At 42.1% G+C, this 16,684-nt stretch carries 14 protein-coding genes; 10 read left to right on the top strand and 4 right to left on the bottom strand.

Translation table 11 applies throughout. The features are described from left to right. The first annotated feature begins 3 nt into the window (after window positions 1-3). Window positions 4-1,152 carry a methyltransferase gene (locus IEY42_RS15885; protein WP_188926153.1) on the top strand — a complete coding sequence of 383 codons (1,149 nt, stop codon included), beginning with the start codon at window positions 4-6 and terminating at the stop codon, window positions 1,150-1,152. A 538-nt stretch (window positions 1,153-1,690) separates the two neighbouring features. Here IEY42_RS15885 and IEY42_RS15880 read toward each other — a convergent pair. Next, window positions 1,691-2,431, bottom strand: coding sequence for a FadR/GntR family transcriptional regulator (locus IEY42_RS15880; protein WP_188926152.1), 741 nt, complete (start codon window positions 2,429-2,431; stop codon window positions 1,691-1,693). 577 nt (window positions 2,432-3,008) lie between these two features. On the opposite strand from IEY42_RS15880, the gene IEY42_RS15875 reads away from it, so the two are divergent. From IEY42_RS15875 to IEY42_RS15855, 5 genes are all read left to right on the top strand, one after another. Further along, complete coding sequence (locus IEY42_RS15875; RefSeq protein WP_188926151.1) at window positions 3,009-5,297, top strand: polysaccharide lyase 6 family protein; 2,289 nt, start codon at window positions 3,009-3,011, stop codon at window positions 5,295-5,297. Beyond that, window positions 5,294-7,585, top strand: coding sequence for a heparinase II/III domain-containing protein (locus tag IEY42_RS15870; protein WP_188926150.1), 2,292 nt, complete (start codon window positions 5,294-5,296; stop codon window positions 7,583-7,585). Before IEY42_RS15875 ends, IEY42_RS15870 begins: the two co-directional genes overlap by 4 nt. A 35-nt stretch (window positions 7,586-7,620) precedes the next feature. Further along, window positions 7,621-7,968: a cupin domain-containing protein gene (locus tag IEY42_RS15865; RefSeq protein ID WP_188926149.1), complete on the top strand. Its 348-nt coding sequence runs from the start codon at window positions 7,621-7,623 to the stop codon at window positions 7,966-7,968. After that, window positions 7,965-9,248 (top strand): MFS transporter, encoded by a 1,284-nt coding sequence (locus IEY42_RS15860; RefSeq protein WP_188919608.1) that lies wholly within the window; start codon window positions 7,965-7,967, stop codon window positions 9,246-9,248. Before IEY42_RS15865 ends, IEY42_RS15860 begins: the two co-directional genes overlap by 4 nt. A gap of 145 nt (window positions 9,249-9,393) precedes the next feature. After that, a complete protein-coding gene (locus tag IEY42_RS15855; RefSeq protein ID WP_188926148.1) occupies window positions 9,394-10,167 on the top strand; it encodes a class I SAM-dependent methyltransferase in 774 nt (257 codons plus the stop codon). Here the strand turns inward: IEY42_RS15855 and IEY42_RS15850 are convergent. Further along, window positions 10,162-11,067, bottom strand: coding sequence for a sterol desaturase family protein (locus IEY42_RS15850; RefSeq protein ID WP_188926147.1), 906 nt, complete (start codon window positions 11,065-11,067; stop codon window positions 10,162-10,164). The genes IEY42_RS15855 and IEY42_RS15850 overlap by 6 nt on opposite strands. 54 nt (window positions 11,068-11,121) lie before the next feature. Next, window positions 11,122-12,147, bottom strand: coding sequence for a DUF2804 domain-containing protein (locus tag IEY42_RS15845; protein ID WP_188926146.1), 1,026 nt, complete (start codon window positions 12,145-12,147; stop codon window positions 11,122-11,124). Window positions 12,148-12,374: 227 nt separating this feature from the next. Here IEY42_RS15845 and IEY42_RS15840 point away from each other — a divergent pair, with 227 nt between their 5' ends. The 4 genes from IEY42_RS15840 (at window position 12,375) to IEY42_RS15825 (ending at window position 15,721) form a co-directional block, all read left to right on the top strand. After that, window positions 12,375-12,944 (top strand): YajG family lipoprotein, encoded by a 570-nt coding sequence (locus IEY42_RS15840; protein WP_188926145.1) that lies wholly within the window; start codon window positions 12,375-12,377, stop codon window positions 12,942-12,944. 62 nt (window positions 12,945-13,006) lie between these two features. After that, window positions 13,007-13,591: a peptidylprolyl isomerase gene (locus tag IEY42_RS15835; RefSeq protein ID WP_188926144.1), complete on the top strand. Its 585-nt coding sequence runs from the start codon at window positions 13,007-13,009 to the stop codon at window positions 13,589-13,591. Window positions 13,592-13,866: 275 nt separating this feature from the next. After that, window positions 13,867-14,193 carry a hypothetical protein gene (locus tag IEY42_RS15830; RefSeq protein ID WP_188926143.1) on the top strand — a complete coding sequence of 109 codons (327 nt, stop codon included), beginning with the start codon at window positions 13,867-13,869 and terminating at the stop codon, window positions 14,191-14,193. Window positions 14,194-14,293: 100 nt separating this feature from the next. Continuing rightward, a complete protein-coding gene (locus IEY42_RS15825) occupies window positions 14,294-15,721 on the top strand; it encodes an AmpG family muropeptide MFS transporter (RefSeq protein WP_188926142.1) in 1,428 nt (475 codons plus the stop codon). 272 nt (window positions 15,722-15,993) lie between these two features. Here the strand turns inward: IEY42_RS15825 and IEY42_RS15820 are convergent, their stop codons facing one another. Further along, window positions 15,994-16,479 (bottom strand): YajQ family cyclic di-GMP-binding protein, encoded by a 486-nt coding sequence (locus tag IEY42_RS15820; protein WP_188926141.1) that lies wholly within the window; start codon window positions 16,477-16,479, stop codon window positions 15,994-15,996. Window positions 16,480-16,684: the final 205 nt, after the last annotated feature.

Below are 16,684 nucleotides of genomic sequence, written 5' to 3'. Positions count from 1 at the left end.
CCCATGACCACCCAATTTGCTTGTGAAGGCATTGAACTTGAGCTATTTCGTTATCCCACTCAACAAGCATCTAATTTACAAGCATGGGATGCTGCCGATGAGCATTTAATTAAGCACTTAATTGATGCACAACAAACTGTAGTGCCAACAGCAATCCTAAACGACAACTTTGGCGCATTAACCTGTGCGTTAGCGGCTCAAGACCCACAATGGCCTATTACCCTAGAAACTGATGCTAAAACCAGTTTACTTGGCTGCCAACATAATTTGCAGCACAATCACTTAGTACCTAAATCATTAAGCATTATAAATAGCCGCCAGATACTCAATAACCATACTCAACTGGTGTTGATGAAATTACCTAAAAACTTACATTATTTTGCCCAACAACTGGCGCGCTTATCCACCAGACTTGCGCCAGGAACCCAAATACTAATAGGTGCCAAAGCAAAATCCATTAATGCCGCGTTACTGTCATTGATAGTGAAAAATCTCGGTCCCGCAAATGCTAGCCTCACCTGGAAGAAAACACGTGTTATTACCTGTGTTAGCGACGGTAAGGCGCGTAAGATAGCCCCTGCGGTAAACTGGAAAATTGACGAGTTAGGTCTTAATATCAGCAATTTGGCTAATGTATTTGCCGCGAATAAATTAGACATCGGCGCGCGGATTATGCTCGACAACATGCCAAAAGGTGACTTTACGCAAATCGTTGATTTAGGCTGTGGTAATGGTGTTTTAGGGCTACATGCCAAACAATGTTATCCACAAGCTCAAGTGCATTTTGTTGACGATTCAGACATGGCGATTGCCTCAGCACAACATAATTGGCAAAACAATGCATTAGACAATACCGAGCAAGACACACCACAAGGGCATTTTTATTGGGACGATTGTTTAACTCACCTTCCGTCAGAAGTGACTCCCGATCTTGTCTTGTGCAATCCACCGTTTCATCAAGGTGAAGCCATTACCGATCATATTGCCTGGCAAATGTTTGTCGATGCCTATAAACGACTAAAAAAAGGCGGCATACTGCACGTAGTGGGCAATCGTCACTTGGCATACCATGTCAAAATAAAACGTATTTTCAACAACTGCACAACGGTTGCCTCTAACGGTAAGTTTGTCATCTTACAGGCTAAGAGATAACCTCTAAACTCACCCTAATCGATTGGCTCAGCACTGTATCTGGGCCAATGGTTAGCTCTCTGTCGATTTACTCCCCTTCACCACCCGCACATTTGGTATGACCAAAACTTAATATTGGTTGACAACAAAAACAACCAGGGCTTATTATCAATCAACTTAATTTACGACAAGTTATGTGTTTTATGTTGGATGATGGCATTGAATGACATCATCCCGACTTTATAACGAGTGCAACTAACTAGCAAAAATCGCATTATTAGTTCCATTTTACAGTTATAAAGTCACCCAATTAGTGACATTTAGCTGACAAAACCTGTTTCATGAATGACAAAGTTCGACAAGGATGTCGATATTTACAGGTAGAGCTTCTCTGTCTCATACCGATAGTCGGCCCCTTAGATCATTTCTAAGGGGTCTTTTTTTGACTGCTAAACCACAATGTTTAGAGCATTTAAAAAGGTGATTTTTGTCAGGCAAATAAAAACGCGCCAATACTGGGTATTGACGCGTTATGTTGCTAAGCATTGATAAAAGGCAATTAACTTTTAATTTTAACCAAATTCTCAATCGAGTATAAATCGCGGTTCGCACTGTTTTTACGGCGAACTTCTTCTAATGCTTGTTGCTCTAGTTTGTCAAATAACACATTGATTAAACGATTAAAATGTCGATGCATCGCTAAACGAGCTTCAGCAGCGTCATGGGCAGACAGCGCCTCATAAATTGAGGTGTGCTCAGCCAGGGTCTTATTATTGTCAGTACTACAAACAATATTGTAATCTTCAATGATTTCATTGCTCGATGAACGCAATGACCACATGTTTTCGAACAAATTAATTAATGCGCCATTACGGGTTGAATAGGCAATAATTTGATGAAATAACTCATCAGCTTCTTCAACATTCTGCATGTCTTTCATCATAACTAAAGTGCCATGAAGTTTTTCAAGCTCTTCTGTTGTAATGGTTTTTGCCGCCAAGGCCGCGATTTCGCCCTCAACTAGAGCTCGTGCCTGGGTTAATTCAAAGGCATTAACCTTGCTAGCAGTCACCGTTTGCGACTGATGATTAACAACATACACACCAGAACCGGTTTTTACCTCGACTTTTTCACGTACTTCTAAAGCAATAATCGCTTCACGAATAGTGGGACGGCTAACATCAAATTTTTCAGCTAATTCACGCTCTGGCGGTAAACGGCTGCCGACCGGATACTCACCACTAGCAATAGAAGCTTCAATTGTATCGACTATTCGCCAAAATAAACGACGGTTTTTCATATACCTTCCTTCGAAAAGTAAAACCAATTTACAGGTTTAGTGCTGACATTTTATCGGTATTTACTATCGCAGCAAACCATTAATTAACATGTTAATTAGATCAAACTATTACAATTATAGCACATTGTCATACCCACACAAATCATTGGTAATAACGAAAACCATTAAACCACCAAAATTGGTAAAACCATTTAATTGACAACAAGCCATTAATTGGTTAGTTTCTACTCAAGCGTAGCGTAATTTTAGCCAAGTCCTTAAATGGACTTGCTAATGAAAAAAAGCGAAGTCGTTGATCTGGGGAGATTAAAGTGAAATTCAACAAAACAACATCCGTTGTAAAAGCACTCATGGTGATAATTTCAGCCATTCCGTCGATTCATATTCCGCGTTTATATCGTCATTAAACCGCCTTTCATTTCATCCCCTATGAAGCAAATTAATCGCCATCAAAGTAACTGATTGATTTGGTGTAAACACAAATAATATTGCTGTTTAGCAGTGACGATTAACCTAGGCTACCTATCGATAAAGTTTACGGTGGTGGGCATAAAAACAGTGAGATTCGAGAGAGCATATGAAACCATTTAATAACAAAACACCCTTATATTATGGGTTATTAACTCAATGGTTACTCTTATTACTGTTTATTCCCTTATCTCTTTCGGTGAATGCCCAAGAGCATTTAGTGGCATCACAAGCACAATACCAACAAGCATTAAAACACTTGCAACCAGGCGATAAAATCATCTTAAAAAATGGTATTTGGCAAGATTTTGAAATCGACTTTATCGCAAAAGGAAGCGCAGAAGCCCCAATCGAATTAACCGCACAAACTAAAGGCAAAGTGATTTTATCTGGTCAATCCAATTTAACGTTAGCCGGTGAGTATTTAACAGTATCCGGTTTGGTATTTAAACACGGCTTTACGCCTAGTAATGAAGTCATTTCCTTTAAAAAAACCGATACTCAAGTCGCTAACCACTCACGAGTGACCGAAGTGGTAATCGATAATTACAATAACCCAGACCGTCAAGTGTCAGACAATTGGATTGGCTTGTATGGCCGGCACAACCGCTTAGATCACAATCATTTTACGGCTAAACGCAATGCAGGCGTAACTTTAGCCATTCGCCTTGAGGGTAAACATAACCAACAAAATCAACATCGCATTGATCATAACTATTTTGGCCCTCGCCCAATTTTAGGCTCTAACGGCGGCGAAACCATTAGAATAGGCACCAGCCATCACTCGCTTTCAGACTCATTAACCGTGGTCGAAAATAATTTTTTTGACCGCTGCGACGGTGAAGTTGAAATTATTTCGGTTAAGTCAGGTAAAAACCGAATACAAAACAATTTGTTTTATCAGTCTCGTGGCACATTAACCTTAAGGCATGGCAACGGTAATATCATCGACAGTAATGTGTTTTTAGGTAATGGCATTGACCATACTGGTGGGATCAGGATTATTAATCGCGATCAAATCGTCACCAACAACTATCTTGAAGGATTAACCGGCACTCGCTTTGGTAGTGGATTGACCATTATGAATGGTGTACCTAACTCGCCGCTCAATCGCTACCATCAAGTGGTCAATGCCAATATTAACCACAATAGCTTTATCAACCTAGAGCATATCGAGCTAGCAGCAGGCAGTGACAGCGAACGCTCAGCCCCACCTCAAGATAGCACACTGACTCAAAACCTATTTATCAACTCAACCGCCCCCTTTTCCGTACATGACGATATCAACGGATTAACATTTACAGACAACCTCAGTAATATTAACCTCAACAAAATCAATCCAATTATCGCCAAAGGACTTAACTCTCGACAGGTTCCCCTTGCGCGGGCAGCTAATGGCTTACTCTACCCAAGCGATACAGCCTTAACCCATTACGGTGCAACGCTAGAATTAACGCCTACATTAAAACAACATACCGGCGTAAGTTGGTACCCAAAATCTGAACTTAGTGTTGCGTTTCAATCTGGCAATATCATCACGGTGAGTTCAGAAGAAGGCGAGCTAGACATTGCGGTGCAAAGCGCTCAGCCGGGCGATACCTTGTTGCTAAAAAATGGCCATTATAACGTCAGTAACATCTTAGCCATCACTAAACCCCTTACGTTTAAAGCCCTAAATAAGCATCAAGCCATTATCAGTTTTAAGCGCCCTAGCTTATTTGAAATTCAAAATAACGGTAATTTACAACTCGACGGGTTACGTATAACCGGCATAAACAGCCCCAATGCTAGTGGTAACAGTGTTGTTAGAACTCGCTCAACAGGGATGTTAACTAATTATCGTTTTGAGATGTTTAACAGCATCGTTGAGCAGCTCAATACTCACCATCAATTCCATTTTTTCGACTCGGGTAATCGTGCATTTGCCGATGAAATAAATATCTCTCATAACCTGTTTAGTCACATATCAGGTGATCTTTTTCGCCTAGATAAAGAAACAGACGACAAAGGCATTTATAACACCGAATACCTCACACTCAGTCATAACCAATTTGAACATATACAAGGTAGCGTCGCTTCTGTATATCGCGGTGGAAAAGATGAAAGTACCTTTGGCCCACATGTTTCAATTAAGCATAACCAATTTAATGATGTTGCCATGGGCAAAAATAATTTATCTGGCGCGTTGATAACACTACATGGCGTGCAAGTGAGCCAAATAGATCACAACAGTTTTAGCGACAGCGCAGCCATTGTTGTTGAACATACTGTCGGCGAACCCAAAACAAATATCACTAACAATAAACTCATCAACAGTGCACTCCCACAGGTCAGCGAATTAGTCACCACGGGTAAGCACACTGCCAACATCAACAATAATGAAGTGCAAACAAGATGAAAAAAAACGTCCTAAAACAGCAGTCAACAACCAGTATTGGCCGAACGCTGCGTTACTTTGGCGTCATATTGGTTGGCATTGCACTGGCTCTATTGGGCATCAATTTACCGGCGAATGCAGCCAGCCATCCCAACCTTGTAATTAATCAACAAGACGTCGCAGCCATGCAGCAGGCTATTACCGAGCAAGGGGCTTTTCAAGATGCATTTAAGGCCAAGCTTAATCAGGTTGATATTGGCCTAAATCAATCTATTGAAGTGCCATTACCTCAAGATGGCGGTGGAGGTTATACCCACGAAAAGCACAAACGCAATTATCAGCAAATGTATGACACCGGCATTATTTATCAGCTTACTGGTGATAAAAAATATGCAGAATATGTAAAAAACATGCTGCTGCAATACGCTGCGCTCTACCCCGAACTACCTGTGCACCCTAAACGCAAAAACAGCAACGCAGGCAAACTGTTTTGGCAAGGCCTTAACGAAGCCGTTTGGTTAGTGCATACCATTCAGGCTTACGACTTTATTTACCCTGTATTGACACAAACCGAGCGTAATACAATCGAAACAGGGGCAATTATTCCCGTAGCATTGTTTTTATCAGAGCAGTCGCCTCACACCTTCAATAAAGTACATAACCACGGCACTTGGGCCACTGCAGCCGTAGGCATGACAGGTTACGTACTTAACAAGCCCTTGTGGGTTGAGCGTGCTTTATATGACCTTGACCTCGCTAAAAAAGGCGGCTTTATGCGCCAGCTAGACGAGTTGTTTTCACCTGATGGTTATTATAACGAAGGGCCTTATTATCAACGCTATGCGTTAATGCCGTTTGTTACCTTTGCCAAAGCAATTGAACAAAATGAACCACAACGTAAAATCTTTGAGTATCGAGACGGCATAATACTTAAGGCGATAAATACCACAGCAGCGCTAAGCTACAATAAATTGTTGTTCCCGTTAAACGATGCCATTAAAAGCAAAGGAATAGACACCATCGAATTAGTCAATGGTGTTGCAATAGCGTATGGCTTAAATGCCGACCCAACATTACTCGATATAGCCAAACAACAAAACACCATTTTATTAACCGGTGATAGCCTTAAAGTCGCACAAGGATTAGACCAGCAACTGCAACAACCTTTTACTTTTAACTCTGAGTTATACCGTGATGGTAAACAAGGCGATGAAGGCGCACTTGTGGTCATGCGTAATGGTAAGCCAACCGACCAAGCCTTAGTCTACAAAGCCACGGCACAAGGTTTGGGCCATGGGCACTTTGATAAACTCACCTGGCAGTTTTACGACCAAGGAAATGAAATTGTCTCTGACTATGGTGCAGCTCGATTTTTGAATATAGAAGCTAAATCTGGCGGAGGGTATTTACCAGAAAACACCAGCTGGGCTAAGCAAACGATTGCCCACAACACGTTAGTTGTCGATGAAACAAGCCATTTTAATGGCAAGGTAAAGCAAGCTAATAAACATCATCCGACAATCCATTTTTACGACCAACAACAAAACTTAACCCTTGCGTCAGCCTCGATTGACAGTGCTTACGATGATGTCGCCTTTAAGCGAACTTTTGCTCTGATTAATATTCCACAGCGCGAAGCTGTTATTGCTGTCGACATACTCAGCGCAACATCGAGTCAGTCGCACCAATACGACTTACCAGTGCATTATCAAGGCCAATTGATTGACACCAACTTTGAACGAGAAGCATCACTCACACAACTGTCTACACTGGGCAGCGATAATGGCTATCAACACTTATGGTTGTTAGCAACCGCTAACTTAAGCCAATACCAACCTCGTGATTCACTCGCAAGAGTTACCTGGTTAAATGACAATGGTCGTTTTTATAGCCATAGCACGTTAGTCAGCACTAACACTGGCAAACATCAGCAAATGTTGTTTACTCAGTTAGGCGCAAATGATCCCAATATGAACTTACGCCAACAAACGGCGTTTATTTACCGGGTTGAAGCCAGCGATCACACTTTTGTCAGCGTGCTAGAACCACATGGCAAATACAACCCAGCAAAAGAGTTCACTCTAGGCGCCACCAGCAACATTGCAGCCTTGACTCACCATCAACAAGCAGAACTATCCGCCGTGCACATCCGTTTTACCGATGGTGAACAATATTTATTGGCAATAAACCATCTCGAGCAAGCATTAACCGAACAAAACCAAAGTGTCATCAACATTAATGGTGTGCAGTACCCGTTTAATGGTCGCGCCCAACTTTTAGGGCCGCTCAACACTGGCTCATTTAATTAAGCAAAAATTTAAAACAAAATTAGGAGCAACACACAATGAAACAGAATCAACATTTTGGCTTTGGCGATAAAACAGAAATACAAGACATTGGCGGCGGATTAAAGCGTCAAATGCTGGGTTATAACCACGAACTAATGGCAGTAAAGATTTGGTTTGATAAAGGTGCAGAAGGTTATGTGCATGCTCATCGCCACTCTCAAGTATCGTATGTTGTTGAAGGCGAGTTTCATGTCAATGTGGACGGTGTGATTCAAATACTTCATGCCGGTGACAGTTTCTTTATACCACCTCATGTTGAACACGGTGCAGTGTGCCCAACCGGCGGCATTTTAATTGATACCTTTAGTCCGCCGCGTGAAGACTTTGTTGAGGACTTATCATGAAAAACAGCCCGTTTAAACTAAACCATTTACGTTGGCTTGTGGTCAGCTTAGTTGCCCTAGCCACCGTAATTAACTATATCGACCGCTCCGCCCTGGCCATTATGTGGCCGGGCATTGCCGAAGATTTAGGCTTAGACAAAAGTGATTATGCCAATATTATCACTGTGTTTATGATCTCCTACGCCATTGGCCAATCGCTGTTTGGTAAAATATTTGATGCCATTGGTACGCGTTTAGGCTTTTTACTGTCAATTGTGGTGTGGTCGGTGTCAATTGCATTACATGCCATCGCGGCAACGGCAATGTCATTTGCCGTGTTTAGAGCCATTCTTGGTATCGGTGAAGCCGGTAACTGGCCCGGTGCAACCAAGGCCAATGCTGAATGGTTTCCCATTAAAGAGCGTGCTCTTGCCCAAGGTATTTTTAACTCTGGCGCTTCGCTAGGTTCTATTATTGCCCCGCCTCTTATCGCCTTTTTATATGCATTTTTAGGCTGGCAAGCGACGTTTATCGTGATTGGTGCACTGGGGATTATCTGGATCATTCCATGGATGATTATCTATAAATCTGCGCCTGATGCCCACCCATGGATCACCGAAACCGAACGCCAATATATTCTTAGCGGTCAGCAATGCGCCACCGAAACCAACCAAACTGAAGAATATGTACCTACCACAGGGCAACTACTCGGCCATCGACAAGCCTGGGGCGTGATTGCCGCACGTTTCTTTATCGACCCTATTTGGTGGTTATTCGTTGCCTGGCTACCATTATATTTAAATGAAAAGTTTGGCTTTGATGTGAAAGAAATTGGCGCATTTGCCTGGCTACCCTATGTAGGCGCAGCAATTGGTGCATTGTTTGGCGGTTGGTTCAGCGGCCATTTATTAAGCCGTGGCTGGACAGTCAACAAAGCTCGTCGTAGCGCGATTGTATTAGGTTGTGTTGTGATGCTTCCGGCACTGTTATTAACCTCACAAGCCGCTACACCTTGGTTAGCAATGGGATTGATTGCGGTTATTTTGTTTGGTTTTCAAACCGCCATTGGTAATGTGCAAACCTTACCAAGTGATTACTTCTCGGGTAAAACAGTGGGGACGTTAGCAGGCATTAGTGGTACATCGGCAGTGTTGAGTGTGATTATTACCATCCAGCTGGTCCCTATGATGACCCAGGGTGGTGACTATACGCCATTCTTTATTTTAGGTGCGGCATTAGTACCGTTAGCGTTAATTTCATTATGGTTAGGTGGAAAAATTGAACCGGTAAAACCCAAGTAAGCAGAATCACTTAAAATCTAAAAAGGCTTGCTCAACTCACGTTGGTAAGCCTTTTTGATTTATATCAATCAATAAAGCCGCTGACTCGTCATAGTGATGTCAACCCAGTATAATTTAACAAACGAGAATACATAAGACACAAGCAATGGACTATATCGAAATCAATAAACAAGCTTGGGATAATCGAACTAAAATTCATCTAGCGTCATCTTTTTATGACTTACAAGCGTTTATTGACGGTAAGACATCATTAAATCCCATTGAATTAGCACAAATGGGCGATGTTAATCATAAAAGCTTACTGCATTTACAGTGTCACTTTGGCCAAGACAGTTTATCGTGGGCACGATTAGGCGCCAAAGTCACCGGTGTTGATTTATCGAGCGAGTCAATTGCAACCGCTCAACAACTGGCAAACCAATTACAACTCGACACAAACTTTATCAACAGTGACATTTATCAGTTTGGCCTCAGCAACACCCAGCAATATGACAGGGTGTTTACTTCATATGGTGTGTTAGCCTGGCTACCCGAGTTGACGAGTTGGGCACGCACAATTGTCAACGCACTCGTCCCTGGTGGTGAGTTCCATTTAGTTGAATTTCATCCATTTAATGATGTGCTATATGGTTACGGTTATTTCTCGCAAACACAACCTGATATTGAAAATGAAGTCACTTACACAGAAAACCATAATAACCAAATCGAAACTGTGGCAACCTGGCCGCATCCGATAAGTGAAGTCATCAATGCGCTTATTCAAGCTGGGCTGACGATTGCGTCATTTAACGAACATCCATACAGCCCTTACGATTGTTTTGAGGGGCTAGAATATGTGCAAGATAAAGGATATCGATTACAACATAAAGGCCAAAACATCCCTTTAATTTATGCAATAAAGGCCATTAAACCGTTATAAGCTTGGTGTTGTATCTGACGGAGTAGTATCTGATGTTGTTGATACCGATTGATGAGTTGCTGGTGGCGCGAACAATATGCCAAAGCGCTGCGCCAACGTTAATTGTGGCTGGCTCACCTCACGCCACATATCACGCCATTCGCTAAACGTGACCACAAGTGGGTTAAAACTGTTGACTGGTTTGGTAATGCCATATTGCACAGTTTCATTTTCTGGCTCAAACGTACCAAACATTTTGTCCCAAATAATCAGCACTCCCGCGTAGTTTTTATCAATGTATTGCAGGTTACGCCCATGGTGAACGCGATGATGTGACGGCGTATTAACAATCCACTCTAACGGGCCTAAAGATTTTATTGCCTGGGTGTGGACAAAAAACTGTAAGCCCAAATTGAGCAATACAGCAAACACCACCCAGTTAGGATCAAATCCAATCACCACCAAAGGCAACCAAAATAACCACATACCCGCGAGTGGATACATTAGGCTTTGCCTAAATGCAGTAGTGAAATTCATGTTTTCTGAACTGTGATGCACAACATGAGCAGCCCACATCCACCGGATACGATGGCTGGCGCGGTGAAACCAGTAATAACAAAAGTCTTGAGCAACAATTAATAGCGCAAACGTTAATAAGGTCATTTCAATATCAAACAAACGCCAACCAAAAAAGTGTAAATACACTTTCGCAATCAGCAAGCCTGCAATAATGTCTGCCACCTGATGCATTCCTGCTAATATAAAATTACACACCACTTCTGCTGGGCGATACTGGGCGCTGGTAGGTAAACGTCTTAGGCGCACGCCAAACCACCACTCCAGAGCAATACAAATAAAAAATAGTGGCGCTAATGCCAGTAATAGCCACTCAGGGTGGGTAATCAGTAAATCCATGTCCATATGATTTTCCATTTGTTATTTTTGTTTTTTGTGTGGTTGCTGAACACTAGTTTATTACCATTTAGCAAAATGATCTTCGGTGAGTCCAAGCTGATTATGTAGTCGGTATTGATTACCGTTGTTATCGCTTATGACACCGCTAAAATAGCCAATATATTGCCTAAAGTTATTCTTAAGCCAGAGTAAATTGAGTTTCTCACTGCGCTGGTTAAGCGGCCTAAAATACAAATCGACTTGACCGTCATTGGTGGTGATATGCCATATATCTTGTTGCGAGTGTCGATTAAACTCAAACTGTGCGCTGCCCAATAAGTGACGTTCGCCATTTATCCACATCACATTCTCAGTGACGCCGGTTTCGTTAACCCCCGCGGCTAAATTGAGTCCAATAATCCCTGCATCGGTTTGTGCATTAATTGATGCCCAACGCCAACTGGTTTCGCGGCGCATAAAGCCAGCAGAAAAGTCATAGCCCGCCAGCGCATATTGCAAAGGTTGTGGTTCATGATGAATGGTTAATTGGCCACTCACGGCCAAACCATTGTGTTTTTGCGTATAGGTCCAGCCGTTATACCCCGTTGGAGTGCACAAGCTTAATGGTAAACTTAGCGGTGCCGGTTGTAACCGTAAATGAGCTTGAATATGTGCTAAATGAATATCGACTTGCCATTGGCCATCCACAATATCAATAGTGACGCCTTTACGATGACTGCCAACTTTTGCCCGACCTTGTTTAGGTGACTGACTCACCTGGCTACCTAAACCTAGCGGTGTTAGCCATTGGGTTTGAGTTAGTTTATTGCTTTTTATCTCGTATAAATAACAAAATCCATTCGTGACATAGCGAATGTCTGCCACCGCGAATGCCACAATGTAATGCGGTGTCACTATGCTCGCAAACTGAAATTGTTTATAAGCAAAATGCTTAGCAAGAGCTGACGCCGGCTTGTCCATGTCATTGTAAAACGTAAACTGCTTAACGTTGAGTGAGTCGACCATACCATCAAAAACACCAAACACCGGCTGCCCATCTGATTGAATTAATTGCAGTGGAGCTAATTGCGGTTGCACATGTTGCATTAGGAGTCCTGTGTCGTAAGTCATCAATGGAATTAAATTTAATCAACTTAAACTGTATTAGTTGGCGCTTCAAGTCAACATTAACACTGATAACATAACAATCAGCGACGTCGCTAAACGAGGTAAGTTAACCGTCAATATAATTGTATTAACGATCTGCTATTACACTGGAATGGTGAACAATTTCTGGTATCCTTTACTTACCTTTTGTTCAAAATAGTTGCCAAATGAAATCATTTTTACCGATTTTACTATCATCACTATTACTCACCGCTTGTGCCAGCTATGAGCCGACTCACGTGGGCTTAAATCCAACGCTTGGCGCAGTAAGCTTGCAAACCGAAATAGACTTCCCTGTAAAAGTAGAAACCATTGATACACGAGAAGCCAGCTTTGTGGTGAGATTTAATGATCCTGACACCACACCACGGTTAGTTAGCACAAGCGAGCCGGTTCGCCAACAATTGGACAAACTGTTTCGCGATGGGATGATAAGAGCGGGCTATGTGGTTGACCCCGCAGCATCAACTTCGGTGCAATTTCAACTTAATTATTTGCTTGCCGATGTCACCGATAGCACGTTTAGCTTCGAGTCTAATACCAGGTTAGTCATTAATGTGCTTGCTAAAAATGCCCAACAGCAACTGACAAAATCATATAACGCGAATGGTTACCTTAAAGGTCCGTTAAGCCCTGACTTTGCCACACTTGAACTCGACATTAATCAATTAATAGACAAACTCACCACTGAAATCCTTAATGATGAAGAACTACATCAATTTATTCAGCGTAAATAATTAGTTAGCCTCAGTTAAGTGATATGCGGCATCCGTATGATGCCGCCAAAAGGACTCTCAATATGTTTAAATGGCTTACCACTAGCTTGTTGCTTGTAACCAGTTTATCCGCTTCTGCCGCTGTTGATATTCAAAAAGACACTATTTACCCGCAAGTCGAGTTTGATACTTCAATGGGTAAAATTGTGGTTGAATTAGACCGCACTCGCGCGCCATTAACCATTGATAACTTTTTAACCTATGTGGTGAAAGGTGAATACGACAACACGATCTTTCATCGGGTTATTGCCGAATTTGTCGTCCAAGGTGGCGGGCTTACCACTAAACTAGAAGAGCGTCCATCAATGGACCCTATCGTAAATGAGTCTGGTAATGGTTTATCAAACTCATTGGGCACCATTGCCATGGCACGAGACAACGATCCGCACTCGGCCACAAGACAATTTTATTTTAATGTCGGTGACAACAAAAAATTAGATCCGTCTAAGCGTCGTTGGGGTTATACCGTATTTGGCGAGGTCACCCAGGGCATGGATGTACTTGAAGCCATCTCATTGGTTGAAACCGCGCACAACAGCACTTTAAATTGGCCAGATGTGCCAGTAAAAACGGTGTTACTCAAAAAAGCGACATTATTACCACGCTAAGGCCTCTATGGCGCGCTTAATCACCATAAACCGTTAAGCGCGTTATCGGCACTATGTTTACTTTCTGAACACCCATCACATTTCTGCTTGTTGTTTTTACTCACAATTTTATTCCACACGCCTTCAACTATCTAATTTAAATAGTAATTATCTAATCATTTAACATAAATTAATTTTGTCATATTTTCTGTCATGGCCAAAATTTGGGTCTATACTCTAATTTTAATCAATGTAGTCGCTGTTTCATCATGCATTCATTACCAAGGACATTCCTCATGACAGCAAATGATTTTATCGAAACTAAAGCGCCACAATTAGCTTATTACGGCAAAGCCTTCTTAGAAAACCAACTTGATTACAAAGAAATTCAACTCTATATGTGGGACGTGTTAGAAGAGTGGCAATGTATTTCAAGCAAGCAACTGGCCGACCAACCCAGTGACACTGAAAAAGTATTTTGGCATTTACTCTATTGCTTCGATCATTGGTCTGGTTGGGCAATTAAAGGCAATCAGTATCTTCGACAACAAATACATGACTGTTGTGACTACATCAATATCGGCGGCAATATGCCCCAAAGCTGTATTGGTATCAGACCTTAATCATTTTTAACTCAAACTCGTTCAATAAACTGCGTGAATGGCTTGAACCTAAACCCCTTGCAACATAAGCTAGAGCCATTCTCCTTTATCCAGTTGTCTTATGTCGGTTTTCTTTTCTCAAGCGCGTGAAGCCTTATCGGTTTACTACCATAAACGTGTATTCATTTTATTATTGCTGGGGTTCTCTGCTGGCTTACCGCTTATGCTGGTCTTTTCAACGCTTAGCTTTTGGCTGCGAGAAGCAGGCGTTGACCGAGCCGCCATAGGATATTTCAGCTGGATAGCCCTGACCTACGCCTTTAAATGGGCATGGTCCCCTCTAGTCGACCGCATGTCACTGCCATTGTTTACCCGCTTTTTAGGACGGCGACGAGGCTGGATGCTGTTTGCCCAGCTTTGCCTAGTCGGCGCTATTCTTGGTATGTCGGTTAGTGACCCATTAGTTAACCTTGATCGTTTAGCCTTATGCGCTTTATTACTCGCATTTGCTTCGGCCACCCAAGATATTGTGATTGACGCCTTTAGGATTGAATCTGCACCCGAAAAAATGCAAGCGGCACTGGCTGCGGCTTACCAAGTGGGTTATCGCAGTGCGATGATTATTGCCACCGCTGGCGCATTAACTATCGCTGCTTGGGTTTCCCCTGGTGATGACTCTTATAATTTAGAAGCCTGGCAAACCGCATACTTTGCGATGGCAATGCTAATGGGAATTGGTATTTTAACGACTCTGTTTAGTCAAGAGCCGCAAGTCAATACCAAACATGCCGACGAAAAAGAACGTCAACTACGGGCAGACTTTGCCGCAAAATACCCAAAGAAAATCGCTGGCGCTCTGGCTTGGCTATATAGTGCCAGCGTTTTACCGTTTATTGACTTTTTTAAACGTTATGGCAAGAGTGCAGTTTTAATCTTACTGCTGATTTCTTGTTATCGTATTTCAGACATCGTCATGGGCATTATGGCTAACGTGTTTTACGTTGATATGGGCTTTAATAAAGAAGAAATCGCCTTTATCAGTAAGGTTTACGGCTTAATCATGACCTTAGTGGGTGCTGCTTTTGGTGGTGTGTTATTGATGCGCTATGGCACCATGAAAATTCTATTCTTAGGTGCATTGTTAGTGGCCATCACTAATTTATTGTTCGCGTGGCAGGCTTATATTGGCTACAACATTCCCTTTTTAACCTTTGCCATTTCGGTCGATAACTTCAGTGCTGGTATTGCTACCGCAGCATTTATTGCTTACTTGTCGAGCCTAACCAGCAGCGGCTACAGCGCGACACAATACGCGTTATTGTCGTCGATTATGCTACTGTTCCCAAAGTTTATCGCCGGGTTCTCAGGCTTATATGTCGATGCATTTGGCTACATCAACTTCTTTGTCGCTGCAAGTTTGATAGGGTTTCCGGTATTGCTGTTAGTGGTATTGGTCAATCGATCGCAAAATCAAGCAGTGGTTGTGGACGGAGCATCGGCAGGTGACGCACTTGATGGGGCAGCGGATAAAGGTAAATCATCACTTTAAGCAGTGTATAGCCCATTATTTTGGATATTATACCAATCAACATTAATAAGTGACCACGCAGAATGCGTTCAGCGTTTTTGATAGCTTGGTTATTATTGAAGCTGTTTTTTACACCTGTAATTCATTAGTGTTAATTGCCTTTCGTAGGCTTCCTGCAGATGATTAAACGAAATGCCGCAAGCCATCTCCTAAAAACAATAAAGCCGATAAGGTTTCCCCTATCGGCTTTATTATTTCGGTGTTCAACGCTAACGCATAGGTCGCTTTAAGAATTAATCTTTAAAATTATCAAACTGAAACGGTTGACCTAGCTCTGACTCTTTAGCTAATCGCATTACGGCTTGTAAATCATCACGCTTTTTACCGGTAACACGTACTTTGTCGCCTTGGATGGCTGACTGTACTTTAAGCTTGCTGTCTTTAATTGCTTTAACCAATTTTTTGGCCACTAAGGTATCAATACCTTGCTTGAAGCTCACTTTTAAGCTGAATGTTTTACCGCTGTGTACCGCTTTGTCGTCCACTTCCATTGCCGATGGGTCGACATTGCGCTTAGTCAACTGCATACGCAACATGTCCACAAGTTGCTTACAAATAAAATCATCTTCCGCTTTTAAGTTAACGACATTATCTTTTAAATCAATATCAATTTCTTTGCCACGCAAATCAAAGCGGCTCGACACTTCGCGGCGGGTGTTTTCAACCGCATTACGTAGTTCTTCTTCGTCAATTTCTGATATTACATCCATAGATGGCATGTTAATTCCTCTTTGATACTTCAACGGGCTCTCACCCAAATAATGGCAATTAAGGCGTATTTTACACTAGGTCAGTATGACGGGATAGTAAAGTGCAAAACGATTGAGTTTTCGAGCTAAAAGTGTGGCAAAGATTTACTTAATTAACCTGAGCTTCGGATAAGAAATTAGCTCCCCAAAGGAACTAAATGCTCGTTCCTTGATC

It is taken from the genome of Shewanella algicola (assembly GCF_014648035.1).
Lineage (GTDB): Bacteria > Pseudomonadota > Gammaproteobacteria > Enterobacterales > Shewanellaceae > Shewanella > Shewanella algicola.
This window is presented reverse-complemented; position numbering and strand designations above follow the sequence as displayed.